Raw genomic sequence first — 23954 nt, forward strand, 5'->3', positions numbered from 1 at the left:
CGACGGGGCTAGACCTGCCCGTAGCGGTCCGCGCCGCGACCGACCCAGCGGTTGATCAGCGCGCTCTGGCGCGCATCATCCTGCTCGAGCGCCTCGGCGCAGGCTCGAACGGTCGGAAGCAACCCCTTGTCCCGCGTCAGGTCGGCCACTTTCAGATCGACAAGCCCGGTTTGGCGCGTGCCCAGCACTTCACCAGGGCCGCGCAGCGCCAGATCCTGTTCGGCAATCTTGAAGCCGTCGTTGGTATCGCGCATGACGCCAAGCCGGGCCTTGCCCTGATTCGACAGCGGCGGATGATAGAGCAGTACGCAAAAACTCTGGGTCGAGCCGCGCCCGACGCGTCCACGCAGCTGGTGGAGTTGGGCAAGCCCGAGTCGTTCGGGGTTTTCGATGATCATGAGGCTTGCGTTGGGAACATCAACACCGACCTCGATGACGGTGGTTGCCACCAATAGATCCAATTCCCCGGCCTTGAACGCCTGCATCACAGTGGCTTTTTCAGCCGCCTTCATCCGCCCGTGAACTAGTCCGATACTCAGGTCCGGCAGTGCGTCCTGAAGCCGGATGTGGGTGCTTTGCGCCGCCTCTGACTGAAGCGCGTCGGACTCCTCGATAAGCGTGCAGACCCAGTAAGCCTGACGCCCCTCGAGGCAGGCTTCACGAATACGCTCGATGACCTCGTCGCGGCGCTCATTGGGCATCGCGACGGTGCGCACCGGCGTTCGCCCGGGCGGCAATTCATCAATGACCGACACATCAAGGTCGGCGTAGGCGCTCATGGCAAGCGTTCGCGGGATCGGGGTGGCGGTCATGATCAATTGGTGCGGCGTTACGCCCTCGGCCTCGCCTTTCTCGCGCAGGGCAAGGCGCTGATGGACCCCAAAGCGGTGCTGCTCGTCGATGACGGCAAGGCCCAGCCGTTTGAACTGAACGTCGTCCTGAAACAGCGCATGGGTGCCCACCGCGATCTGAACGCGGCCATTGGCAAAGCCTTCCTTGACGTCAAGACGCGCCTTGCCCTTGAGCTTGCCGGCAAGCCAGCCGACCTCCAGCCCAAGTGGCGTCAGCCAGTTTGAGAGCGTTTGGTAGTGCTGTTCGGCGAGCAGTTCGGTCGGCGCCATCAGCGCGGCCTGATAGCCGTTGGCCACGGCGCTGAGCATCGCCATGGCGGCCACCACGGTCTTGCCCGAGCCCACATCCCCCTGGACGAGTCGAAGCATCGGCGCGCCGTGGGCAAGATCCTGATGGATTTCGTTGAGCACGCGCTGCTGCGCGCCAGTGAGTGCGAAGGGAAGGCCCGCGAGAAAGCGCGCCTCGAGCCCGGCGCCGGAGTGCAGGCGCGGGGCGCTGTCGCGCTGAATGCGCTGTCGGATCTGACGCAGGCTCAGCTGGTGAGCCAGCATTTCCTCCAGCGCCAGCCGCGATACCATCGGGTGGGTGCCGTCGATCAGCTGATCGAGCGAGACCTCGGGCGGAGGGCGATGAATCAGTGCCAAGGCGTCATGGAGCGTCGGCAGCGAAAACCGCGCGCGCAAAGCATCGTCGAGCAGTTCGGGCAGCGTGTCTGGGTCGTACTCGAACGCCTCCAGCGCCTGCTGCATCAGGGCGCGCAGCTTGGTCTGCGGCAACCCTTCGGTGGTCGGGTAGATCGGCGTCAGGGTCTCCTCGACCGGGGCTGCCGCGTTCGAGGTCAGCACCCGGTATTCCGGGTGATAGAACTCGAGGCCGGTGCTGCCCGCACGGGCCTCGCCGAAGCAGCGCACATGAGTGCCCCGCTCGAACTGCTTGAGCTGAGCCTGACTGAAATGAAAAAACCGCAACGATACGATGCCGGTCTGGTCTTTCAGGCGGACCAAAAGGCTCTGCCGCCGACCCTTGACCAGCTCCGAGGCCGTGACCGTACCTTCAATCACTGCTTCGCGGCCACTGGTCAGGTGCGCAATGGCGGTAACCTGGGTGCGGTCCTGATAGCGGTGTGGCAGATGAAACAGAAAGTCGGAAACGGTTTCGATGCCAAGACGCGCCAGTTTCTCGGTCAAGGCCGGCCCGACGCCCTTCAGGCTGGACGCGGGCTGTGCAAGCGTCGCCCGATCCGTCATGCAGTCTCGGTGCCGTTAGCGGCCTGGCACTGCTTGATGGCGTTGGTCAATGCATCGATGGCCTTGGGCCGAGGAAAGCTTGCCCGCCAGGCCACCGCCACGCGTCGGCTCGGCGCCGGTTCACTGAACGGGCGACTGTCGAGCATGCCGCTCTCGTAGTGGCTGGTACCGGTGGCGGAGTTCGGCAGGATGGTAATGCCAAGGCCCGAGGCGACCATGTGGCGAATAGTTTCAAGAGACCCGCCCTCGGCGATCAGCGTATTGGTGGGGCTATTGAGCTGGGCATTGAGGGCCGGACAGGTCTCGAGGATTTGATCCCTGAAACAGTGCCCCTCGCCAAGCAGCAGCAGCCGCTCTTCAAGCAGCCATTCCTTGTCGATGGTGTCGTGTTTCAGCCAGGCGTGGTCGGCGGGCAGCAGAACTTCGAAGGCCTCTTCATAGATGACCTTGGTCAGCACATCGGGCTCGTTGAACGGCAGGGCCACCACGATGACGTCGAGTTCGCCACTTCGAAGCTTGCGTCGAAGCTCCCCGGTGAAATTCTCTTCGATATAGAGCGGCATCTTTGGCGCCAGTTTTGAAAGCGCCGGCACCAGATGGGGGAACAGATAAGGGCCAATGGTGTAGATCGCGCCGACTCGCAAAGGGCTTGAGAGCTGATCCTTGCCTTCCGAGGCGAGCTCCTTGATCACGCTGGCCTGTTCCAGTACACGCTGAGCCTGCTGGACGATTTTCTCGCCGAGCGGCGTCACCTGTACGGTGGATTTACTGCGCTCGAACAAGGCAACCCCAAGCTCTTCCTCGAGCTTCTTGACCGCCACGGACAGAGTGGGTTGGGAGACGAAACAGTGCTCTGCCGCTCGGCCAAAGTGCCGTTCCTGCGCCAAGGTTACGATGTAGCGAAGTTCTGTTAGAGTCATGTGCTGGCCTTAAAAGAGTGCCTGAATGCAGGGATGGCAGTTCAGGTGATGGTCAGTGCGACCTAACACCATGATATCCGTACAGTTGTAACAGGGAGTAGTGAAAAGGTGAATATAACAACGCTTATTCTGGGCTGTGGCGATGTCGGGACGCGGGTCGGCAAGGCGCTGATCGAGCGTGGGCATCGCGTTATCGGGGCACGCCGCTCAGCGCAGGCCCTCGAGGGCACCGGTATCGAGCCCCTGGCACTGGATATTAATGATAGTTCAGCGCTATCGAATCTGCCGGATGCGGATATCGTACTTTATATCCTGAGCGCCGACCGTTTCGAAGAGAGCGCGTACGAAGCGGCCTACCACGATGGACTGGATCATGTGCTGAGCGAGTTCGAGGCGCGCAAGCACTCGCCCAAGCATGTTTTCTTTGCCTCATCTACGTCAGTATATGGACAAAGCGAGGGCGAAACCGTCAACGAAGACAGCGCCATCGAACCGACAGGCTTTGCCGGCAAGTGGCTTCATCGCGCCGAACAGCGCCTCCAGACTAGCCCGCTGCCCGGCACGACCGTGCGGTTTTCAGGCATCTATGGCCCAGGTCGTGAGCGGTTGATCAATCAAGTGCGTGAAGGGCGTATCGCGCCGAAGTCGCCTGCCATGTACTCCAATCGCATCCATCGGGACGACTGCGCGGGCGTGCTGACGTTTCTGATCGAAAAGACGCTCGAGGGTGTGACGCTCGAGCCGGTCTATCTGGCAAGCGACAAGGAAGCGGCGCCGATTCATGACGTGATGTTGTGGCTTGGCAAGGCCATGGGCGTCGAATCCAGCGACATCATTCAATCGCCGCTCAGGCGCCGTGCCAGCAAGCGCTGCGACAGTGCGCTCCTTCAGACCACCGGGTACGAGTTCATCTACCCGACCTTCCGTGAAGGCTACCGCGAGGTGCTGAAAGCCGCAGGGCTGCCCTGCACGCAGTGAGCGGCTATCTCCGACACAAAAAAAAGCGCGTCCGGGACGCGCTTTTTTTAGGGCCATCAACCGCGTTTTAGCAGTCGACGTGTTGGCGAGCTCAGTCGCCGATGACCATGACGCCTTCGGCTTCAACCTGGCTGCCCTTGGGCAGCGCACGCACACCGATGGCGGCACGTGCCGGGTATGGCTCTGAAAAGTACTCTTCCATGATCGCGTTGACCTTGGCGAAGTTATCCAGATCGGTGAGGTACAGGTTGAGCTTGACGATGTCGCTCAGCGAGCCTGCGGCCTCTTCGCACACGGCAGCCAGGTTCTTGAAGACCTGATGCGTCTGGGCTTCGATGTCGCCTCCGACGAGTTCCATGGTTTGCGGGTCGAGCGGAATCTGACCGGACAGATAAACCGTATTGCCGGCCTTGATGGCTTGAGAATAGGGGCCGATGGCGGCCGGTGCGCTTTCTGTCTTGATTGCAGCCTTGTTACTCATGAATGCGTCTCCAGTTGGGTTATTGTCGAATCAATGCATTCGGAAAGCGGGTCGCACAGGCGCCGCTGTCCGTGGTTGGTCTTGTTGTTGTAAACCGGCCGTCGTAAACCGGCTGTTGTAAGCTGACGGTCGTAAACGAGCGGCGACGGCGCGCCTTAATTGGTCAAGCGCACCACTTTGCTGACATGGGGCAGATGGCGAATGCGTTTGATGATTCTTGCAAGCTGTACCCGGCTTTGAACCGAAATCACGAGATTGACGATCGAGAGCTTGGCGTCGCGCTCCTCGATGCCGATCCGCTCGACGTTGGCGTCGCCGTCGTTGATCAGACTCGCCAGCTGCGCGATCAACCCGCGCTGCGTTTCGATCTCAAGGCGCAACGCGACCGGAAAATCCTGCTCGATGGTGTCGGCCCACACCAGCGGGAAGCACTTCTCGGGGTCGCTTCGAAGATCGCCCAGGTTCTTGCAGTCATGGCGGTGAACCACGATCCCCTTGCCAGTACTGACGTGGCCAATGATCGGGTCACCCGGCAGCGGGTAGCAGCAGCGGGCGAAACTGATCGCGGTGTTGGCGTCGCTTCCAATCACGATCGGGGCATTGGCGCTGTCAAACGAGGTGTCGTCGTTGGCCGCGCCGCCGTGGGCAAGCGTGCGCGCCACCGGGTAGGCCATGCGGTTGCCAAGGCCGATACTGTCGAGCAGGTCGTCGAGGGAGGCGAGCTGATTGGCACTCAAATAATGGTCGATGCGCGCGGAATCCAGCGTGTCGAGTTTGGCATTGAAGCCCTGAAGCGCCTTGTTGAGCAGGCGCTGGCCGAGCGCGACCGAGTCTCGCCGCTTTTGATGCTTCAAGTGGTGGCGCACGGCCGAACGGGCCTTGGCGGTCACCACGAACGACAGCCAGGCTGAATTGGGTCGTGCGCCGGGGGCGGTGATGATCTCAACCGTCTGCCCACTCTGCAGCACGGTGGATAGCGGCGCTAGGTAGCGGTCGATGCGACAGGCGATGCAGCTGTTGCCGATGTCGGTATGAACGCTGTAGGCGAAATCGACCGCGGTGGCACCGCGTGGCAGTTCGGTAATGTCGCCCTTGGGTGTGAATATATAAATGTCGTCCGGGAACAGGTCATTTTTGACGTGCTCGATAAACTCCAGCGGGTTCCCTGCCCGGCGCTGCATCTCAAGGAGCCCCTTGATCCACTCGCGTGCACGCGCGTGGCTTCCGATCGCGATCGGGCGATCGGTCTGGCCGGCCTTATAAAGCCAGTGCGCCGCGATGCCGTTGTTGGCCATCGCCTCCATTTCACGGGTGCGGATCTGAACCTCGATCGGAATCCCGTTCATGCCGAACAGCGTCGTATGAAGACTCTGATAGCCATTGGCTTTCGGGATGGCGATGTAGTCCTTGAAGCGGCCGGGCACGGGCTTGTAGAGATTGTGCACGGCGCCGAGGATGCGGTAGCAGGTGTCGACCTGATCGGTGATGATGCGAAAGCCGAACACGTCCATCAGTTCGTTGAAGGACTTGTGCTGGTCGCGCATCTTGGTATAGATCGACAGCAGGTGCTTCTGGCGGCCGATGACGGTGCCGGTCATGCCTTCCTGATCCAGACACTGCTGAAGCGTGCCCTGAATCTCGCGCATCATGCTGCGGCGGTGACCACGGGCCTTGGTGACCGCGCGCTGGATGCGCTCCGAGCGCATGGGGTAGATGGCCTGGAATGACAGGTCTTCAAGTTCAACGCGGATGGTATTGATGCCGAGACGGCTGGCAATGCGGGCGTAGATCTCAAGCGTTTCGCGAGCGATCCGGCGCTTCTTATCGGGCCTGAGCGCCCCGAGGGTGCGCATGTTGTGGAGGCGGTCGGCAAGCTTGACGATGATGACGCGAATGTCGCGCGACATCGCAAGCACCATCTTCTGGAAGTTTTCCGCCTGCGCGACCGCCTTGTCCTCGAACGTGATCTGGGTCAGCTTCGAGACGCCATCGACGAGTTCGGTCACTTCTTCCCCGAACTCGCGGGCGAGTGCCGTCTTGGGCACGCCGGTATCTTCGATGACGTCATGCAGCATGGCGGCCATCAGGCTCTGATAGTCCATGTGCATGTTGGCCAGAATGTTCGCCACCGCTAACGGGTGTGTGACGTACGGCTCGCCCGAGCGGCGGCGCTGGCCATCGTGGGCCTGTTCGGCGTAGTAGAAGGCGCGTTTGACCTGTCGGATTTCTTCCTGAGGCAGATAGCCGTCCAGTCGGTCCGCCAGATCATCGATAGTGAACATAAGTCGCCTTTCTGACCGTTGGCCCGTTGATCAGACGTCTTGGGGCTGTTGCGGACGCGGGCGAGGGGCCGGCGCTTCGGTCGGCTCGTCGAGTACGCTTGGCCCGACTTTCTGAGCGGCGATTTCGCGCAGTGCCATGACGGTGGGCTTGTCGTTTTCCCAGTCCAGTTCGCTGTTGCGGCTGCCACGTGCGAGCTGACGCGCGCGCTTGGTGGCGACCATCACCAGTTGGAAACGGTTATCAACGTAGTCGAGGCAATCTTCGACGGTAACTCGTGCCATGGGTAATCTACCTGATCGTTTAAATGTGTGACGACATCGTCAGACGGTGCTCTTGCCGTGCCGCAGCTCAGGGATAAAACAAGCCCGGCGCGACAAAAGACGTATGTTCGGGGGGAAATCGAGTCTACTCGACTGGCGGCTCGTGTGACAAGAGCTCGCTGAGCAGCGCCCCACGGGCGGTCTGAATGCGCGCGCGTCGGCAGCGCTCGGCGCGAATGATGCTCGAGAGCTCTTCAAGGGCCTCGTCGAAGCGGTCGTTGATGACGACGTAATCGAACTCGCCGAAATGAGACATCTCACTGATGGCGTCGCGCATGCGGCGATCAATGGTTGCCGCGTCGTCCTGCCCGCGGCTTGAAAGACGAAACCGCAGTGCCTCCCGCGAGGGCGGGAGAATGAAGATCGAGCGGGCATCGGGGCGCTGTTCACGCACCTGGCGCGCACCCTGCCAGTCGATTTCCAGAATCACATCCTCGCCGGCAAGCAGCCGGGTTTCGACGGCCGGGCGTGAGGTGCCGTAGTGCCGGTCGAACACCCAGGCGTGCTCGAAGAACTCGCCCCGCGCGATCATGGCCTCAAACTCGGACTCGGCCACGAAGTGGTAATTGATCCCGTTTTCTTCTCCCGGACGCATGGCGCGTGTGGTGTGTGAGACAGACACGCCGATGTGGTCGGTGCGCTGGAGCAAGGCGCTGACCAGGCTGGTCTTTCCGGCGCCCGAGGGGGCGGAAACGATGTAGAGCTGGCCGGGTTCTTTGGGCATGGGCGTGTCGGTCATGGCGGTCTTGGTCGCTGAAATGAAAACGGAAAGCGCCCAGTATCGCACAGCAGGTGCATCGGGCGCAGCCCGGCCCGGTCGGGGTTATAGGGCGAATTCGTCGTTCAAGGGCACCTGGGCCAGTTTGGCCATGGCGTGGCGATACGCGTCGACGCGCGCAGGGTACTGAACCCCCTCGACCAGCGACAGCTGGCGAAGGGTGGCGAACAGCTCGATATCATCCTGCGACAGCACGCCATTAACGGCCTCGGTCGACTGGATCATCGGCTCCAGCTCGTTGAGCCAGCGCTCAAGGTCGATCAGGTGCGTGCTGGTTTGATCGCGCAGCTCATCAAAGCGCCCGAATGCCGCTTCCTTTTTCTCGGTAAAGTAGGCGCGGGCTTCAGGCGTTGCGAACTCCCCGAATGGCGCCTGGGGCACACGGGGAATCACCAGCGCCAGTACGGTGTCACTTGTGGCCTTCAGCCAGCGGGCAAGCTCGGGGTTACGCGGCCCATCGAGCACAGGCGCACCGTGTGTACGGTCGATTTCTTCGATGATGTCCTGACTTTCGCCCAGAAAGGAACCGTCGTCGCGCTCAAGAATCGGCAGGGATTTGACCCCGGTCATGCGGCGTGGCGTCTCTTCGTCGTCATTGAGCAGAATCTCGAGCTCAAAGGGCACGTCTTTCAGACCGAAGATCATGCGGGCCTTGACGCAAAACGGGCAGTGATCGTAGACGTAGAGTTTCATGACCCCTCGCAGAGTGAGTGTTGATCATGAAAGCCTAGCCAACCGCAGGCATTGGGGCCAAGGTTCACGTCTGGTCAAGCATCGGATAGTGCCGGAAGATGCCATTTTCGTTGAAGGGCTGGCGCCTTGGCGAGTCGAGGTAGTTTCTAAGTCGCGGGTGGGTCCTTACGGCCGTGACCACGCGGTCGAGCCCGGCCACCGTGGGGTGGATGTCCTCCATCGCATTGGGGAAGGCGTAGCGCAGGCCCATCATGACCTGAAAGAGCGAGGTGTCGACGTAGCTCAATCGATCGCCGACCAGATGGCAGTCGCTGACGGGGTTGTTGTCGAGGATTTGCTCGAAGTAGCCCAGAAACAGCGGCAGCCGATCCTGCAAAAAGGTCACGGCTCGGCGGCGGGCTTCAGTCTTTTGCTCGTCGAAGTATAGCGATGGGCCGAGCGGGTGATGGGTGTCGTGTATTTCGGCAACAAAGTCGGTCAGGGTCAGTTGCAGACTATGGGCCCAGTCCCGGGCGTAGGAATCGTCAGGTACGAGCTCAAGCTCGGGGCCGAGCGTTCTAAGAATGTTGGCGACGTGAGAAATCACTCGAGTCTCACTGACCAGAAACGGGGGCGCAAAGGGTGGGGTGGCCGTGGCTTCACCGTTTAGAAAGGCCTCGATCTGCTCGAGACCGTCCGGCTCACGCCCTACATCCCGATAGGTGGCTCCGCCTGCTTCCAGGGCAAGGCGCACGAACTCTCCTCGCCCGGGAATGCTTGGCCAATAGTAAAGCGCGTACTGCATACGATTCTCCTTTGGTATCGCCAGTCGCCAGCTTAGCGAGGGGATGGCCCGGCTGCGAGCCGGGCGTGCGCTTATGCCACCATGGTCGAGCGCGTGGTAGCGTAGTGACCTCGACCGAGTGCTTCACAACCGACGACATTCGAGGTTTTTCATGACCGCAGTGCTGGCCATATTGCCCATTTTCGGGCTGATTCTATTGGGATATATCCTTGGTCGTCGGCAGTGGATCGCAGTCGAGCAGCTCGAGGGGCTCCGTCAGGTCACGTTCAAGGTGTTCATGCCCTGTCTTCTGTTTTCGGGCATCGCGCGGGCATCACTGAGCGAGGCGCTGTCTCCGTGGCTGATCGCGGCGTATTTTCTGCCGGCCATGCTCGTCTTCGCGGGGCTCAATCTCTGGACATACCGGCGGGCGGGCACCCCCACCGTATTCGGGCTTGCGGGGGCGTATTCGAACAACATTCTGGTCGGTCTGCCCGTCGTCACGGCGCTGTTTGGTCATTCGGGCATGGTGTTCGTCTTTGCGATCCTGGCGTTTCACAACGTGATTACCTTTACCGCGCACTCGCTCTTTCTGTCCCTTTTTGACCCGGAGCGCCGTGGATTTTCACCGCGCACGATGCTCAAGACGCTTGCCAACCCGCTCGTGATCGGGATGGCGCTTGGCGGCGTCGTCAACGTTCTGGCGCTGCCGCTGCCGGACACCCTCTGGACCATGCTCGACTGGCTCTCGCGAGCGGCGTTGCCGTGTGCGCTGATCTTTCTGGGTGCGGGCCTCACCCGCTATCGGTTTCGCCCAAGCATGGATGTCTGGGGCGTGTGTGCGACCAAGCTGCTGGTGTTTCCGACGCTGGTGGCCCTTGTTACCTCGGTGCTGCCCGGGCTTGGCGATACGGCGCGTCAGGTACTGATTCTGCTTGCGGCGGGCCCGATCGGAGTCAATGTACTGGCGTTCGTTGCGCCGGGTGATCAGCAGCGTGACCTTGGCGCCTGCATCTTTCTGTCCACGATCGGGGCGGCGCTGACGCTTCCGATCTGGGGGCTATGGCTTCATGGCTAAGCACACAGAGCAACTCATGTGAGATAACACTTAATTACACTTGAACAGATTGTGAGCCTCTACAATCGGCGGACGTAACGTTCATTCACTCTTGGGATCAGGCGGGCGACACTCATGATAAAACGAAAGATGGCCTATGCGGTGGCCGCAGTCGCGCTGGTAGGCGCGCTACAGGGATGCGGCGACAACAACTATCCAAAGGAGGCACGGCTCGACATTCCAGAGCAGGCGCTGTCCAGATTGACGTCGTCCACTGACGCTCGGATCCACTATTTCTCGCAGGACGACATTGCCACGGCCAAGGCGCTGGTGGCCGATGTCGGTACGCTCGAGTCGTTCGTACGCGACACGACCGTGCTTGAAACGCCCAAGCTCTCGACGCTTGACGACAAGGCGATCAACCAGCCGGCCAAGGCGCTGGTTGAGGCGCGCAAAGAGGCCGAATCGGCGTGGGGCAAGCAGGTTGATTCTCAGCGCAAGGCGCTGAATCAGGAGCTCTCCAACGCCAAGGACACGCTGAGCGATACAAAGGCGGTCGAGCAGGACATGCTCAAGGAAATCAAGGCGCCCAAGGAGCGGCTCGAAGCGATCGAGGCGCAGATCGACAAGGCACAGACGCGTGCCCAGGCGCTTGCAAGCGAGGCAATCGAGGCCTGGAACACGAACATCGTCAAACAGGAAATTCCGGTCCGAACGCTGTCGCCGCGTACGGGCGTGTACGGCTACACCGCGCGCTCGGGCCCGTGTAAGGAATACGATGGCCGGGTAACGGTAGACCGTCAGCAGCAAGACGGCCGCTGTTATTACCTGTCGCTGCCCAACAAGGCGCTGAAGGACCTCTCCGGCACCCAGGTCTACGTCGATAATTTCGATGAGTACCGCGCCCTTCAGGACAAGATCGGCAGTTATCGCAATGAAGACGGGTCTCTGCGCGGTCAGCGTCAGAGCGCGCAGAAGTCGCTGCGAGATGCAAAGATTGTCGCGGAGAACAAGTTCGGGCCGATGAGGGCGCTGAACAATCGCCTTGGCCGCACTCAAAGCGAGATCGAGCGCCTCGAGCGGGAGCTCGAGCGGGTTGATTCGCCGCAACAGAAACAGCGCTTCGTGCGTAACGCGCAATCAAGCGAGGCTCAGGCGCTGGTCGAGGCCCAAAACGCCCTCTTTGAGCGGCGCGCAGCCAAGCTGGTTGAAGACTCGAAGCACAGTGAGGCTCGGCTTGATGAGCCCTTCGACCTTGACGGGGGGGCTGACGTACTGGCGCTGGTCATGACAACCCAGGGCGGTGGATCATCGATGTTTTCTCAGCCCAAATACCTTTATAAGCTCATCGATGCTCGCTGGCCGGTGCCTTCGGCCGATGAGGATGTGCTGAACATCGACATGGACGGCATCCGCTCGGCGCGCACCGAACAGCGCTTCAATCAGGGCGTGATTGCCGCGCTATCGGCCCTGCCGGACGACCGCACGGACTGAGCCACATGGTGACGGCACCGGGCGTCTGGTGCCGTCGTCAATGCGTCACGTCTTCGAAACTCAGGCTTTGCCGAAAATGTCGGCGGGCCTGAAGCGCCAGCTCGATGCAGGCAAACAGCATCAGCAGATACCCGAGCAGCTCTATATTCTCCTCCACGCCGCTTTTGATGCGATAGGCATAGTCCGAGCCGAGCACGGCCTGCCACACCACCTTGCGCCCCAACAGTCGTGAAAAGACGTAGGTCGTCAGAAAGCCGCCCATGAACAGGCCAAAGGCCTGAGTCGCAAAAAAGCGCTGGCACTCCTGCGCAAGTGTCGCGCGCTGCCGCCAGGTGTAAACGAGGGTGGGCAGAGCAACCGCGGCGACCAGCACTTGCCATAGACCATCCATCATCTGGTCAAACAGAAAATCCTGTTCGCGAATCAATGACGCGAGCAGCCATCCGGCCATGAGCACGACGCCTTGCCGATACACCGGGAAGCGGCGCGCCCAGGCAAGCACCGCGACCGACAGCGCAAGCGCGACGCTTTGGATCAGCTCGACAAACGAGGTCTCGCTGAAACGGGGCATGGCGTCAACGGTCAGCGTCCAGAGTTCGAGTTGGCAGATCATCGCCAGGATCAGAGCGTAGCCAAGGTAACGGGCAAGGGTCAGTGAAACGCGCGAGGCGAGCATGTCCTGAGGTAAAGCGTGATAGCGCATGACGCACCTATATTGTGAGCATGCTAACTATAATACCTAAGAAAGCCTTAAGAATTCTATGCCCGTTGCTGCCTTTCGGTATATGGGCTCAAGAGGGTTCCGGTTTTGGCTTTTGAGCCACCGGGCATCAGTCACTCACGCGTTCTCCGGCACAGGTTTAACGTAGGTATAGTTCTCGATGTCGGGATTGAACGTGTTTTGCATCCGTTCGACGCGTTCGAAACCGTTGGCGTCGTAGAATTGATAGGTGCATAGACTGTCGGAGTAGAGGTAGTACTTGCACGCGCCGCGGGCGTACAGGAACGCCTCGAACTGGCGAATAAGGGTCGAGCCCACCCGACGGCGGCGATAGCGCGGTCGAGTGCTGAAAAAGACCAGCTCGCTGTCGCAGTCCGAAACGGCTCTGGATTTTGGCGGCAGCGCCTCGAGACTTTGTTCCAGGTCGTCCAGCACGTTTTGGCCCTCGGGCGTGCATGACAAGGCCGCATCGGCGGCTTCAAGCCACGGGTCGGGGTCGAAGCGCAGCGCCTTTTTCACCGCCTTTCGCGTTGTGCCCATCAGTACACCGCAGAGCTCACCCTCGCACTCGGCGATGTCGATGTGGTTCGCGTTATGCAGGTCCTTGGCCAGAAAGAGTATGGCCATGTGGCGAAGCGCCTCTCGGTCCGTGACGGAGGTGAAAAGGCTCAGATTCATGGTGTCCAGAAACAGCTCGACAATGGCGTCGAAGTCGTCTGTGGTGGCGGGTCGGTAATGGATGTTCAAGGAGATGACCTGTTCTAAAAGGTGTCGATACGATCAACGAGATCGTATCGACACTTTACGCCACGCGGCGACGTGGGATCACCTCAGTTCGCTTTGAGCGCGGCCTCGATCCCCTGAAGCGCGGCCAGATCCTTGAGTCGGCCGATCAGCGGATACCCCGGGCGGGTCGAGCGGTTCAGGTCATCGAGCATGTGGTGGCCGTGATCCGGTCGCATCGGAATCGAGGCGTTGCGGCGCCGCTCCTCGGTAAGAAGCGCCTGGATGACCCCGACCATGTCGACATCGCCGTCCAAGTGGTCGGCTTCATGAAACGAGCGGCCGTCGCGTTCGCGGCGGGTCGAGCGCAGGTGGGCAAAGTGAATGTTCGGCCCAAAGCGGGCCGCCATGGCCACCAGGTTATTGTCGGCGCGTACGCCGTAGGAGCCGGTGCAGAGTGTCATGCCGTTGTTTGGGCTGGGGGCGGCGTCGAGAAGCCAGGCGACGTCATCAGCGGTAGACACAATGCGAGGCAGCCCGAACAGCGGATAGGGCGGGTCATCCGGGTGAATGGCAAGACGTACGCCCGCCGCTTCGGCGGCTGGCACAACCGCGCGCAGGAAGTAGGCAAGGTTGTCGCGCAGCCGTGCGTGATCGATGCCGTCGTACGCCGCGATGGCGGACCGGAACTGACTCAGCGTGTAGTGTTCTTCCGCGCCGGGGAGCCCTGCAATCAGGGTGTGGATAAGCGCATTCTGCTGCGCGTGAGTCAGGTTATCCACATGGGCTTTTGCCCGCGCCACGGTGTCAGGGTCGTAGTCCTGATCGGCGCCGGGCCGTTTTAGCAGGAAGAGATCGAAGGCCGCGCAGGCGGTTGCGTCGAAGCGAAGGGCGGTCGCGCCGCTGGGCAGCGGCCAGGCCAGCTCGGTTCGGGTCCAGTCCAGTACCGGCATGAAGTTGTAGCACACCGTATCGATGCCCTGTGCCCCCAGATTGGCAAGGGTCTCGCAGTAACGCTCGATGTGTGTGTCCCGGTCGGGCAGGCCCTGCTTGATCGCCTCGCTGACCGGCACGCTTTCAACCACTGACCAGTCAAGGCCTGCGCGTTCGATAAGCGCCTTGCGCCCTTGTATCGCGGCCTGGTTCCACACCTCACCGGTGGGTACCTCGTGAAGGGCAGTTACGACGCCGGTTGCGCCGGTTTGTCGAATGTCATTGAGCTTGATCGGATCACTTGGTCCAAACCAGCGCCAGGTGGCCTTCATGACAGCCCCTTCTCGGAGGAAGTGATCGATTCGGCCTCCAGCGTCTGCGTGATCGTCTCGGTGACGCCTCGCGTGCGCAGTGCGACCAGAAGGCGAACGAGCTGCTGAATAATCTGTTCGTTGCCGGCAAGCGCGGCCGGGAAGATCGAGCGCGTGTTCAGCATTGCGCGCACCAGTGCGTCTTCCTCGTCCTCGTGGCGCTCGTGAAGCTCTGTCAGAGTCTCGGCCATTGGATCATCGAGGCGGTGCGGCTGGCCCTGCTCGTTCTGGCCTGCGGTGAACTGGATCCAGCCGGCGATGCCCAGAAGCGTTGCAGGCGTCGGCGTTTTGGCCTGAAGCTGCGTCACCATGCCGGAGAGCCAGCGCTGTGGCAGCTTCTGTGAGCCGTCCATTGCGATCTGAAGCAGGCGATGCTCGAGGCTGTCGTTGGCAAAGCGGTCAAGAAGTGCGGTGATGTAGCGCTCGAGATCGACGCCTTCGGGCAGGGTCAGCGTCGGGGCGGCCTCATGGCGCATGTACTGCGACAGCAGCGTCCTGAACGCCGGCTGCGCGACCGCGTTGGCGACGGTGTCGATGCCTGCAAGCCCACCCAGATACGCCAAGAGCGAATGACTGCCGTTGAGCAGGCGTAGCTTCATGGTTTCGAACGGGGCGACGTCGTCGACCATCTGCACGCCTTCATGTTCCCAGTCGGGGCGCCCGCCCGGAAAACGATCCTCGATCACCCATTGGCTGAAGGCTTCACAGACCACGGCGGCCGGGTCCTCGATGCCAAGGCTCATCAGCCGCTGATGGTCCTCTCCGGTCATCGCCGGGACGATGCGGTCGACCATACTGCTGGGAAAGGCGACCTGGGCCTCGATCCAGTCGGCCAGTGCACCGTCGAGATGACGGGCCAGCTGCACGACGGCCTTGCGCGTGCGCTCACCGTTGCCTGGCATGTTGTCGCAGCTGACCACCGTGAACGGCGCCTCGCCCGCGCGGTGGCGACGGCCGAGTGCGTGCACGAGCATGCCGAGGGCCGTATGCGGGTCGTCGGGGTGAGCGATGTCGTGGGCGACCGGCTCGGCCTGCTCCATTAGATCGCCCGTGGCCGGGTCGAGGTAGTAGCCCTTTTCGGTGATCGTGAGGGTCACGATACGAATGGCGGGGTCGCTCATGGCCTCGAACAGGCGGGCCCGGTCCGTGCCATCGGGGCCTGCGTACAGCGCCTCGACGATTGAGCGAACCTCGCGGGCGACGCCCCGCTCACGCCGTTCGAATTCAGCAACGTGATAACGATGGCCGCAGTTGGTGAGCTGATCGACCAACGCCTTGTTGGAGCGGATGTTGGCGCTGATGATGCCCCAGTCGCCGCCGCCGTGGCGAGCCATCAGGCGCTCCAGGTAGACCGCCTGATGCGCCCTGTGGAAAGCGCCCAGCCCGAGATGGACAATGCCGGCCCGGGGCGTGGGGTAGAGGCTCGAAATGGACGTCAGAGTCATGTCATTTTCCCATCAAGAGGTTAGGCAGCCAAAGCGACAGCGCCGGAATGTAGGCGACCAGCAACAGCACCGTGAGGTTACAGATCAGAAACGGCACGATGGCTCGCGCCACTGACAGCATCGGCAGCTTGCCAATGCCTGCCACGATGAACAGGCACACGCCGAGCGGCGGCGTGGACAGACCGATCATCAGGTTCAATACCGCCATCAGCCCGAAGTGCACCGGGTCCATGCCGACGCCGGTCGCTACGCCCAAAAGCGCAGGGAACAGGATGATCAGGGCGGCGATGGTCTCCATGAAGGTGCCCACCGCGAGCAGAATCAGGTTGATGATCAAAATCACGACCAGCGGGTTATCACTGAACGAGAGGATGTGTTCCGCCACCATCTGCGGCACTTGCTGGCTGGTCAGAATCCAGCCGAACAGGTTGGCCATGCCGACCAGAATCATCAGCGAGGCTGACGTCAGCACGGTATCGACCAGCAGTTTCGGCAGATTCGACCAGTTGAGCCCCTTGTAGACGAACAGGCCAATCACGAAGGCGTAAAGGCTTGCAACGATCGAGGCTTCGGTTGGCGTGAACAGCCCGCCGATGATGCCGTAGAGGATGATGAAGGTCATCAGAAGCGCCCAGAACGCGCTGCGGCCTTCCTTGATGATCTCCTTGACGCTTGCCCGCTTCTGTTTCGGGTAATTGCGCTTCACCGCCAGGATATAAACCGTGATCATCATCGCCACGCCCAGAAGCAGCCCCGGAATGGCGCCGGCCAGGAACATGCGACCGACCGACACGCCCGAGAGCGAGCCTGCGATGATCATCGGCACGCTTGGCGGAATGATCGGGCCAATGGTCGAGGAGGCCGCGGTAACGGCTGCCGCAAAGGGCTTGTCGTAGCCAGCCTTGTGCATGCCCGGAATCATCACCGAACCGATGCTCGCGGCATCGGCCGCGGCGGTGCCTGAAATGCCGCCAAAGATCATCGAGCCGCCCACGTTGGCAAGGCCGAGCCCGCCGCGGATATGACCGACCAGTGCGTTCGAGAACCGCACGATGTGGTCGGTGATGTTGCCGACGTTCATCAGGTTACCGGCGAGCACGAAGCCTGGAATGCACAGCAGCACGAACGAATCCAGCCCGCCATAGAGGCGCTGGGGGATAATGGTCAGCGGAATGCCTTCCATCATCAGATAGCTCAATGAGGCGATGCCCAGGGAAAAGGCAATCGGAATGCCGATCAGCATCAGGACCAGAAACAGTCCAAACAGCATCAGGATTTCCATCAGGTGTGCTCCTTGCTGCCACGCACGAACGCGACCCCGGCTTCGATAACGCCCAGCGCGCCATAGACCGCGCTCAGGCCGAACAGAATGGCCGTGGCCGAAAAGATATAGATCATTGGAATACCGAGGGTGGGGGAGGTCTGAAACGCCCCGATCTGCGCATACGTCCAGGCATAGGGCAGGACGATGGCGGAAAACACCGCGAGCACCAGTGAAGTCACACCGCGCAGCGCCATCTGGGCGCGAAACCCGAGCGTGTGTTGAAACAGCTCAACGCCAACATGGCGGTGCTGGCGCAGCACCAGACCGCTTGAGACCGCGATCATGTGAATGAACAGATACCGCGACAGCTCTTCGGTCCAGACCGGAGACGATGGCAGGGCCACACGGGCCACGATCTGAAGGATAACCACGGCGGCAATCGCCAGAAGCCCCAGCACAGCCAGGGTGGCAAACAGGCGATCAAGCCCTCGGATAAGCGCGCCGACCGGTCCGCCCATTGGCGGAATAGCGGCGTAGGCGGGCAGCGCATCGAGCGCTGCAACGTCGGTCGAATCGGACATGGGACGCTCCTTGCACGCGCCCCGGCGGATGCCGGGGCGAAGGCATTACAGGTTCTGAAGGCGTTACAGGTTCTGAATGGCCTTGTAGAGCTCGAGCTGCTCGTCGTTGAGCGCCTTCTCGACCGCCGGACGCGCCTTCTCGGCAAACGCCGCTTCATCGGAATCGACGAACGTCATGCCTTTCTCTTCAAGTGCGCTCTTGAGGCGCGCCTGATCCTTCTTGAACAGCGTCGCCTCATACGACTGCATGTCACGGCCTGCCTCGAGCACGACCTGCTGAAGGTCTTCAGGCATCGATTCGAGCTTGCGCTTGCCGATCACGACATAGATCCAGCTGCGGACATGGTTGGTCATGTTCACGTACTGCTGAACCTCGTTGAAGCTGGCACTTTCGATCAACGACAGCGGGTTTTCCTGACCGTCGATGGTGTTTTGCTGAAGCGAGGTAAACACTTCACCGAACGCCATTGGTGTCGGCTTGGCACCGAGTGCCTGCCAGGTTTTCACGAACAGCGGCACGTTCGGAACGCGCAGACGCAGGCCATCGAGGTCGTCGGGCGTTTTGATCGGGCGGTTGGAGGTCAGCTCACGCGGGCCGCGTTCGAACCAGGCGATCGGCACCAGGCCGGTGCGCTGTTCGATCTGATCGGTGATCTTCTTGCCGATGTCGCCGTCAACGGCCTGTTCCAGCTGCTCTTCACTCTTGAAGGCGTACGGCACGGCCATCAGCGCGGCCAGCGGTGCCCAGTTCTGAAGGCTCTCACCGGTGATGGTCATGTCGGCGGTGCCGAGCTGGATGCTGTTGATGACCTCCATCTCACCGCCCAGCTGATCGTTGGGGAAGATCTGAACGTCGATGCGGCCGTTGGAGTTTTCCTCGACTTCCTTCTTGAAGTGCTCGGCGGCCTTGTTCCAAATGTTGTCCTTGTTGGCCAGATGGCCGAACTTCAGCGTGTAATCGGCGGCGTGGGCCGAGGCGCTCAGTACGGCGGCACCAAGCAATGTGGTAGCAAGCAGGCGTTTCAACATGGTCTCTCTCCCGAGGTTCTTTGTTCATGACGCGTGGGCGTCATGGCTGTTGTGTCATCGGCAGATGCTGCCGTCTCACGGGTTGTTGTCGGGCCGGTCATGGCCGGCCTCATTTCATTGGGCGCTGTGCGCCGAGCCTTGCAGGGAAAAACGATTACTCAAGTGTCGTGTCGATCTCGATCAGAACCTTGCGGGTCTGTTCCGGATGCTGCTCGATCAGCGACAGCGCCTCCGGCATGGCCTCAAATGGCATGCGGTGGCTGATCAGGCGCGAGGCATCGAGTCGGCCCGTCTCAAGAAGCTCGATCACGGTAGGGAACTGCCGGCTATTGAGCCGCGAGCCCACAAGCGTCAGTTCCTTCTTGATCACCTCGAGCTGCACCAGCTCGCTCGGGACACTGCTGAAGCCGAGAAGCCCCAGGCGCCCGGCGGCGGATGCCATTCGAACCATCTGCGGTAAAAGCGCGGGGTGGCAGGCCGCGTCGACGATCAGATTCATGCCCTCGCCGTCGGTCAGTGCATCGACACGGGCCTCGAGATCGTCCTGGGCGCTGTTGATGGTGTGTGTGGCGCCCAGCTCGCGTGCGACGTCGAGCCGGTCATCGAGGATGTCGGCGACCGTGATGCGCTCGATGCCAAGCGCTCGCGCCACCTGCAATACCGTCATGCCGATGACGCCGGCGCCGACAATCAACAGGCTGTCGCCTGCATGAACGCCCATGTTCGAGAGCACATTGGAGGCAATCGAATAGGGCTCGACCAGCGCAGCCTGATCGAGCGGGATCGATTCCGGCACGCGATAGAGGTTGGCAGCCGGCACGCGCACGTACTGCTCGAAGCCGCCATCGCGATGCACGCCGATCACGCTTAGAGTGCGACAGACGTTCGGGCGATTGATGCGGCATGGGTAGCACGTGCCACAGCTGATGACCGGATCGACGCAGACCCGCTCACCTTCCGTCCAGCCGGTCACGTCGTCTCCGAGTGCGGCGACGGTTCCTGAGAATTCGTGGCCGATCACCCGCGGGTAGCGCACGAAGGCGTTATCGCCGTGCAGGATGTGCATGTCCGAGCCGCAGATCCCGACGAATGCGACCTTGACCAGAACTTCGCCCGGGGCCGGGGCGGGCGTGTCACGCTCGACCAGGCTGGCTTCATGGGGGGCGCGTACTTCAAAAACCTTCATTGCCGTCTCCTCTCAGGCGCTGGTTCAGCGCCGTGATTGCATCCGTTGATCGTCGATAGGGTTATTGGTTGACGATGCATTACCAGTGCCAGAGCGTGCCGTCTTCAAGCCGATTGACCGGTAGGCTCGCGGGCTTGTAGGGGTAACGGGCGGCGGCGTCCTCGTCGATGTCGACGCCGTGACCAGGCGCTTCGCCCGCAATGAAGTGGCCATTTTCGAAGCGGTAGTCGTGCGGGAAGACCTCGTCGGTCAGCGGGTCGTGGGCCATGTGTTCCTGAATACCGAAATTGGGCACCCAGGTGTCAAAGTGCACCGCCGCGCCAAGGCAGACCGGAGACAGGTCGGTCGGGCCGTGGAAGCCGGTGCGAATGTGGTAGAGCCCGGCGAAATCGGCCAGCCGCCGCAGGCCGGTAATGCCGCCGCCGTGACTCAGCGGTGTTCGGATGTAGTCGATCCACTGGTTTTCGATCATCTCGCGGTAATCGTGGATCGAGTTGAAGACTTCCCCGATCGCCAGCGGCGTGGTGGTGTGCTGGCGGATCAGCTTCATGCTTTCCTGATTTTCTGCCGGAACACAGTCCTCGAGCCAGAACAGGTGATAGGGTTCGACGGCCTTGCCAAGGCGTGCCGCCTCGATCGGAGTGAGCCGGTGGTGCACGTCGTGCAGCACGTGAAGCTCATCGCCAAAGCGCTCGCGCACCGCCTTGAACAGCTTCGGCGCGTGGTTGAGGTATTTCTCGGTGCTCCAGGAGTGCTCGGCCGGGAGCGCGGCGTCGGCCGGCTCGTAGCGCTCGCCGGGGTTCTTGGCCACCCCATAGATGGTCTTGATGCCGGGCACACCGGCCTGAACGCGCACGGCCTTGTAGCCGAGGTCGACGTGCTTCTGCACTTCCTCGAGGCAGGTCTCGATGTCCTGCCCGGTGCAGTGGGCGTAGGTCATCACCCGCTCGCGGCTCTTGCCGCCGAGCAGTTGATACAGCGGCATGTTGGCGGCCTTGGCCTTGATGTCCCAAAGCGCCAGATCGACGGCCGAGATCGCCGACATGGTGACCGGACCGCGACGCCAGTAGGCACCGCGATAGAGGTAGTGCCAGATGTCTTCGATCTGGTGGGCGTCGCGGCCGATCAGAGCGGGCAGAACATGTTCGTCGAGGTAGGCCACCACGGCCTTTTCGCGCCCGTTCAGGGTGGCATCACCGATGCCGTACAGCCCGCTGTCGGTCTTGATCTTGAGCGTGACGAAGTTGCGCCCTGGCGAGCTGACGATGGTATAGGCTTCGGTGATCTTCATCCGACGTTCTCCTGGTCGTGTCCCGCGCCTATAGTGGCGAAGGTCTTTTGGGCTTCATCGTCAAACAGCGCCGGATAGTGCGCCTTGACGTTTGGCAGCGATTTCAGAATTTCGCGCATGTGTGCGCGCATCATTCGCTCGGCACCGACAATGTCCGCGCTAGAGATGGCCTCGATGATCGCGGTGTGCTGGTCGATCAGAATTTCGAGCGGGGTGGTGTTCGGCATGCTCAGATAACGCACCCGGTCGAGTTGCGCCTTGGCGTCCTGGGTAATGCGCCAGGCCATGTTGTGACCGGCGGCGCGCGCGAGCGTGTGATGAAACGCCTCATCGAGGGCGTAGAAACGCTCGCTGTCGCCGGTGGCCTGACACCTGCGTTGACGCACCAGCAGGTCATCGAGCTCACGGGCCATCGCCTCGCTCAGGCCATGCTCGGCGCAGGCGCGCACGACCGCCACTTCGATGGCCTCGCGAATGAACTGGGCTTCGAGCACGGCCGCTTCCGAGATGGGCACCACAAAGGTGCCGCGCTGCGGTCGAACCTCGACCAGCCCGGCCTCGGACAGGCGAATGAACGCCTCGCGCACGGGTTGGCGGCTGACATCGAAGGTGTCCGCGATTTCCTTTTCAGAGAGGGCCTGGCCCGGTTCGAGCGTCATGTGAATGATCGCGTCGCGCAGTACCGTAATCAGGCGCTGGCGAACCGAGCCGTCGGTGATGTCGTTCCAGAGTGTGCGCAGAGACGTCGGCATGGCGGTGTCCTTTTTAATGTTCACTAGTATGGTAGTTGGGCCAGCTGTCGCCCATCCCACTTTAGGGCAATCGACCAAAGTGTAACGATCCAGCCGGACTACACGATCCAGCCGAAATACACGATCTCGTCAAAGGAGCGATCCATCGAACGCAGTGATCACACCGAAGGACGTGAGCGGGCGGACCGCATGGTCTAGGGCGGCTCCGAGGGGTATACAGGTATGGTCTTGATGGTTAATATATTTATATATCTCTATATATAAAGGATTAACTCATGACGGATACCCACGCCGCCCTGGCCGCGCCGCTGTTCGAGCCGTTGACGATCAACGGCACCACGTTTCCCAATCGCATCGCCATGGCGCCGATGACGCGCAACATGTCGCCTGGCGGCGTGCCGGGCGCGGATGTGGCCGAGTATTACGAACGCCGTGCCCGCGGCGGCGTGGGCCTGATCATCACTGAAGGTACCTACATCGACCACCCGGGCGCCAACGGCTACCCAAGTGTGCCCGCCTTTCATGGTGAGGGCCTTGAGGGCTGGAAGGACGTGGTCGAGCGGGTGCACGCCGCCGGCGGTATGATCGCACCGCAGCTCTGGCACGTGGGGCGCGAGCGTCGCCCCGGAGTGGAGCCGGACACCGACGTCCCGGGGTTCGGGCCGATGGCACTTGTCGAGGAGGGCGTTGAGGTCGTGCGCGCGATGACCGAAGACGACATTCAGGACGTGGTGGCCTCGTTCGCCCGGGCCGCGTTCGAGGCCAGACGCCTTGGCTTCGATGCCCTCGAGCTGCACGGCGCTCACGGGTACCTGATCGATCAGTTCCTGTGGGCCGAGAGCAACCAGCGCACCGACGCCTACGGCGGCAGCGTGGAAAATCGACTGCGGTTTCCGCGCATGATCGTACAGGCGGTGCGCAATGTGGTCGGGCCGGACTTCCCGATCATCTTCCGTTTTTCCCAGTGGAAGCTTTCGGATTACCACGCTCGCATTGCCGAGACCCCGGAGGCGCTCGGCGCGCTGTTGCGCCCGCTTGCCGACGACGGCGTCGATATGTTTCACGTAAGCACGCGCCGCATGTGGGAGCCGGGCTTTGCCGGAAGCGAGCTGACCCTTGCCCAGTGGACGCAGGAACTGACCGGTAAACCGGTGATCGCGGTCGGAAGCATCGGCCTCGACAAGACCTTCCGCACCGGGCACTTCACCCGTGAGGAGGACCCGACCTCCAAGAGCCGGGTGGACGTCAAGCAGCTCGCCGATCAGCGCGCGCGGGAAGAGTTCGACATGATCGCGGTAGGGCGGGCGCTGTTGTCCGACCCCGATTGGGCGGCCAAGGTGCGTGATGAGCGTCTTGATGAACTGATCGATTTCGACCGCGCTGCGCTCGACGAACTGGTGCGCTGAACTAAGGTCGGGTCGGGTAGCCTCGGCAGCCCGGCCCGGAGTGCGTATACTGGGCCGGCCTTCATTCTGGGGTCGTGATCATGGACATCAATACGGTGATAAGCGCGCTGGCCAACCCGGTGCGCCTGGACATACTGAGCTGGCTCAAGGCGCCCGAGCGCCACTTTCCGCCCCAAAAGGACACCGCGCCCGAGGGCGGCATTTGCGTCAGCCACATTCGCGAGAAGACCGGTCTGTCTCAGCCGACCATCTCGCTCTATCTTTCCACGCTCTCCCGAGCCGGGCTGGTCTCTTCTCAGCGCGTCGGCCAGTGGACCTACTACCGCTATGAGCGCGACACCGCCCAGGCGTTTCTCGACGCCATGGCCGAGCGCCTTTAAGGCCTG

Annotated in this window: 23 protein-coding genes; 5 read left to right on the forward strand and 18 right to left on the reverse strand. The window is 61.6% G+C overall.

Annotated elements, in window-relative coordinates; translation table 11 throughout:
* Positions 1–8: 8 nt before the first annotated feature.
* Positions 9–2099 carry an ATP-dependent DNA helicase RecG gene (recG, locus tag NAT23_RS13810; RefSeq protein ID WP_251929225.1) on the reverse strand — a complete coding sequence of 697 codons (2091 nt, stop codon included), beginning with the start codon at positions 2097–2099 and terminating at the stop codon, positions 9–11.
* Positions 2096–3019 (reverse strand): hydrogen peroxide-inducible genes activator, encoded by a 924-nt coding sequence (locus NAT23_RS13815; RefSeq protein ID WP_251929226.1) that lies wholly within the window; start codon positions 3017–3019, stop codon positions 2096–2098. Before NAT23_RS13815 ends, recG begins: the two co-directional genes overlap by 4 nt.
* Before the next feature lie 108 nt (positions 3020–3127).
* On the opposite strand from NAT23_RS13815, the gene NAT23_RS13820 reads away from it, so the two are divergent.
* Positions 3128–3997: an SDR family oxidoreductase gene (locus NAT23_RS13820; protein WP_251929227.1), complete on the forward strand. Its 870-nt coding sequence runs from the start codon at positions 3128–3130 to the stop codon at positions 3995–3997.
* A 91-nt stretch (positions 3998–4088) separates the two neighbouring features.
* Here the strand turns inward: NAT23_RS13820 and NAT23_RS13825 are convergent, their stop codons facing one another.
* The 6 genes from NAT23_RS13825 to NAT23_RS13850 all read right to left on the reverse strand — a co-directional run bounded on the left by NAT23_RS13825 (position 4089) and on the right by NAT23_RS13850 (position 9336).
* The gene (locus NAT23_RS13825) at positions 4089–4478 is read right to left on the reverse strand and encodes a RidA family protein (RefSeq protein ID WP_251929228.1); all 390 of its coding nucleotides are present in this window, start codon (positions 4476–4478) and stop codon (positions 4089–4091) included.
* Positions 4479–4633: 155 nt separating this feature from the next.
* Entirely contained in the window at positions 4634–6760 is a 2127-nt protein-coding gene (locus NAT23_RS13830) for a RelA/SpoT family protein (RefSeq protein ID WP_251929229.1), read from the reverse strand.
* Between the two features lie 30 nt (positions 6761–6790).
* Positions 6791–7042: a DNA-directed RNA polymerase subunit omega gene (gene rpoZ / locus NAT23_RS13835; protein ID WP_251594566.1), complete on the reverse strand. Its 252-nt coding sequence runs from the start codon at positions 7040–7042 to the stop codon at positions 6791–6793.
* 124 nt (positions 7043–7166) lie between these two features.
* Positions 7167–7820, reverse strand: a complete 654-nt coding sequence (gene gmk, locus NAT23_RS13840) for a guanylate kinase (protein WP_433962204.1) — start codon at positions 7818–7820, stop codon at positions 7167–7169.
* An 84-nt stretch (positions 7821–7904) separates the two neighbouring features.
* On the reverse strand, positions 7905–8552 hold the full coding sequence (gene grxB, locus NAT23_RS13845) for a glutaredoxin 2 (protein WP_251929230.1): 648 nt from the start codon (positions 8550–8552) through the stop codon (positions 7905–7907).
* 64 nt (positions 8553–8616) lie between these two features.
* Positions 8617–9336: a glutathione S-transferase gene (locus NAT23_RS13850; protein ID WP_251929233.1), complete on the reverse strand. Its 720-nt coding sequence runs from the start codon at positions 9334–9336 to the stop codon at positions 8617–8619.
* 151 nt (positions 9337–9487) lie between these two features.
* Here NAT23_RS13850 and NAT23_RS13855 point away from each other — a divergent pair, with 151 nt between their 5' ends.
* Together NAT23_RS13855 and NAT23_RS13860 are read left to right on the forward strand one after the other, a co-directional pair.
* On the forward strand, positions 9488–10393 hold the full coding sequence (locus NAT23_RS13855) for an AEC family transporter (RefSeq protein ID WP_251929235.1): 906 nt from the start codon (positions 9488–9490) through the stop codon (positions 10391–10393).
* Positions 10394–10507: 114 nt separating this feature from the next.
* Complete coding sequence (locus NAT23_RS13860; RefSeq protein ID WP_251929237.1) at positions 10508–11866, forward strand: BAR domain-containing protein; 1359 nt, start codon at positions 10508–10510, stop codon at positions 11864–11866.
* Positions 11867–11903: 37 nt separating this feature from the next.
* Here the strand turns inward: NAT23_RS13860 and NAT23_RS13865 are convergent, their stop codons facing one another.
* The 10 genes from NAT23_RS13865 to NAT23_RS13910 form a co-directional block, all read right to left on the reverse strand.
* Positions 11904–12569, reverse strand: coding sequence for a hypothetical protein (locus NAT23_RS13865; RefSeq protein ID WP_251929239.1), 666 nt, complete (start codon positions 12567–12569; stop codon positions 11904–11906).
* Between the two features lie 135 nt (positions 12570–12704).
* A complete protein-coding gene (locus NAT23_RS13870) occupies positions 12705–13334 on the reverse strand; it encodes a xanthine dehydrogenase family (protein ID WP_251929241.1) in 630 nt (209 codons plus the stop codon).
* 83 nt (positions 13335–13417) lie between these two features.
* Entirely contained in the window at positions 13418–14575 is a 1158-nt protein-coding gene (uxuA, locus tag NAT23_RS13875; RefSeq protein WP_251929243.1) for a mannonate dehydratase, read from the reverse strand.
* The gene (locus NAT23_RS13880; RefSeq protein WP_251929245.1) at positions 14572–16059 is read right to left on the reverse strand and encodes a mannitol dehydrogenase family protein; all 1488 of its coding nucleotides are present in this window, start codon (positions 16057–16059) and stop codon (positions 14572–14574) included. The genes uxuA and NAT23_RS13880 overlap by 4 nt, the downstream gene beginning before the upstream one ends.
* Position 16060: 1 nt before the next feature.
* On the reverse strand, positions 16061–17341 hold the full coding sequence (locus NAT23_RS13885; RefSeq protein WP_251929246.1) for a TRAP transporter large permease: 1281 nt from the start codon (positions 17339–17341) through the stop codon (positions 16061–16063).
* Positions 17341–17904: a TRAP transporter small permease gene (locus NAT23_RS13890; protein WP_251929248.1), complete on the reverse strand. Its 564-nt coding sequence runs from the start codon at positions 17902–17904 to the stop codon at positions 17341–17343. The genes NAT23_RS13885 and NAT23_RS13890 overlap by 1 nt, the downstream gene beginning before the upstream one ends.
* Positions 17905–17967: 63 nt before the next feature.
* Positions 17968–18933 (reverse strand): TRAP transporter substrate-binding protein, encoded by a 966-nt coding sequence (locus tag NAT23_RS13895; RefSeq protein WP_251929250.1) that lies wholly within the window; start codon positions 18931–18933, stop codon positions 17968–17970.
* Between the two features lie 154 nt (positions 18934–19087).
* Positions 19088–20119, reverse strand: a complete 1032-nt coding sequence (locus tag NAT23_RS13900) for a Zn-dependent oxidoreductase (protein WP_251929251.1) — start codon at positions 20117–20119, stop codon at positions 19088–19090.
* Between the two features lie 79 nt (positions 20120–20198).
* A complete protein-coding gene (manD, locus tag NAT23_RS13905) occupies positions 20199–21410 on the reverse strand; it encodes a D-mannonate dehydratase ManD (protein WP_251929252.1) in 1212 nt (403 codons plus the stop codon).
* Positions 21407–22162, reverse strand: a complete 756-nt coding sequence (locus NAT23_RS13910) for a GntR family transcriptional regulator (protein WP_251929253.1) — start codon at positions 22160–22162, stop codon at positions 21407–21409. The genes manD and NAT23_RS13910 overlap by 4 nt, the downstream gene beginning before the upstream one ends.
* Positions 22163–22437: 275 nt before the next feature.
* Here NAT23_RS13910 and NAT23_RS13915 point away from each other — a divergent pair, with 275 nt between their 5' ends.
* Both NAT23_RS13915 and NAT23_RS13920 read left to right on the forward strand, forming a co-directional pair.
* The gene (locus NAT23_RS13915) at positions 22438–23568 is read left to right on the forward strand and encodes an NADH:flavin oxidoreductase (RefSeq protein ID WP_251929254.1); all 1131 of its coding nucleotides are present in this window, start codon (positions 22438–22440) and stop codon (positions 23566–23568) included.
* A gap of 80 nt (positions 23569–23648) precedes the next feature.
* Positions 23649–23948: an ArsR/SmtB family transcription factor gene (locus NAT23_RS13920; RefSeq protein WP_251594601.1), complete on the forward strand. Its 300-nt coding sequence runs from the start codon at positions 23649–23651 to the stop codon at positions 23946–23948.
* Positions 23949–23954 lie beyond the last annotated feature (6 nt).

Source organism: Larsenimonas salina, assembly GCF_023736155.1.
GTDB lineage: Bacteria > Pseudomonadota > Gammaproteobacteria > Pseudomonadales > Halomonadaceae > Larsenimonas > Larsenimonas salina.

Excerpts from the sequence above, each read along its gene's own strand:
- gmk (WP_433962204.1), bottom strand. The coding sequence starts at position 7,820 with ATGACCGACACGCCCATGCCCAAAGAACCCGGCCAGCTCTACATCGTT.
- NAT23_RS13850 (WP_251929233.1), bottom strand. The coding sequence starts at position 9,336 with ATGCAGTACGCGCTTTACTATTGGCCAAGCATTCCCGGGCGAGGAGAG.
- NAT23_RS13830 (WP_251929229.1), bottom strand. The coding sequence starts at position 6,760 with ATGTTCACTATCGATGATCTGGCGGACCGACTGGACGGCTATCTGCCT.
- NAT23_RS13880 (WP_251929245.1), bottom strand. The coding sequence starts at position 16,059 with ATGACTCTGACGTCCATTTCGAGCCTCTACCCCACGCCCCGGGCCGGC.
- NAT23_RS13885 (WP_251929246.1), bottom strand. The coding sequence starts at position 17,341 with ATGGAAATCCTGATGCTGTTTGGACTGTTTCTGGTCCTGATGCTGATC.
- grxB (WP_251929230.1), bottom strand. The coding sequence starts at position 8,552 with ATGAAACTCTACGTCTACGATCACTGCCCGTTTTGCGTCAAGGCCCGC.
- NAT23_RS13900 (WP_251929251.1), bottom strand. The coding sequence starts at position 20,119 with ATGAAGGTTTTTGAAGTACGCGCCCCCCATGAAGCCAGCCTGGTCGAG.
- NAT23_RS13910 (WP_251929253.1), bottom strand. The coding sequence starts at position 22,162 with ATGCCGACGTCTCTGCGCACACTCTGGAACGACATCACCGACGGCTCG.
- NAT23_RS13895 (WP_251929250.1), bottom strand. The coding sequence starts at position 18,933 with ATGTTGAAACGCCTGCTTGCTACCACATTGCTTGGTGCCGCCGTACTG.
- rpoZ (WP_251594566.1), bottom strand. The coding sequence starts at position 7,042 with ATGGCACGAGTTACCGTCGAAGATTGCCTCGACTACGTTGATAACCGT.
- NAT23_RS13890 (WP_251929248.1), bottom strand. The coding sequence starts at position 17,904 with ATGTCCGATTCGACCGACGTTGCAGCGCTCGATGCGCTGCCCGCCTAC.
- NAT23_RS13915 (WP_251929254.1), top strand. The coding sequence starts at position 22,438 with ATGACGGATACCCACGCCGCCCTGGCCGCGCCGCTGTTCGAGCCGTTG.
- NAT23_RS13815 (WP_251929226.1), bottom strand. The coding sequence starts at position 3,019 with ATGACTCTAACAGAACTTCGCTACATCGTAACCTTGGCGCAGGAACGG.
- NAT23_RS13825 (WP_251929228.1), bottom strand. The coding sequence starts at position 4,478 with ATGAGTAACAAGGCTGCAATCAAGACAGAAAGCGCACCGGCCGCCATC.
- uxuA (WP_251929243.1), bottom strand. The coding sequence starts at position 14,575 with ATGAAGGCCACCTGGCGCTGGTTTGGACCAAGTGATCCGATCAAGCTC.
- NAT23_RS13920 (WP_251594601.1), top strand. The coding sequence starts at position 23,649 with ATGGACATCAATACGGTGATAAGCGCGCTGGCCAACCCGGTGCGCCTG.
- NAT23_RS13865 (WP_251929239.1), bottom strand. The coding sequence starts at position 12,569 with ATGCGCTATCACGCTTTACCTCAGGACATGCTCGCCTCGCGCGTTTCA.
- NAT23_RS13860 (WP_251929237.1), top strand. The coding sequence starts at position 10,508 with ATGATAAAACGAAAGATGGCCTATGCGGTGGCCGCAGTCGCGCTGGTA.
- recG (WP_251929225.1), bottom strand. The coding sequence starts at position 2,099 with ATGACGGATCGGGCGACGCTTGCACAGCCCGCGTCCAGCCTGAAGGGC.
- NAT23_RS13855 (WP_251929235.1), top strand. The coding sequence starts at position 9,488 with ATGACCGCAGTGCTGGCCATATTGCCCATTTTCGGGCTGATTCTATTG.
- manD (WP_251929252.1), bottom strand. The coding sequence starts at position 21,410 with ATGAAGATCACCGAAGCCTATACCATCGTCAGCTCGCCAGGGCGCAAC.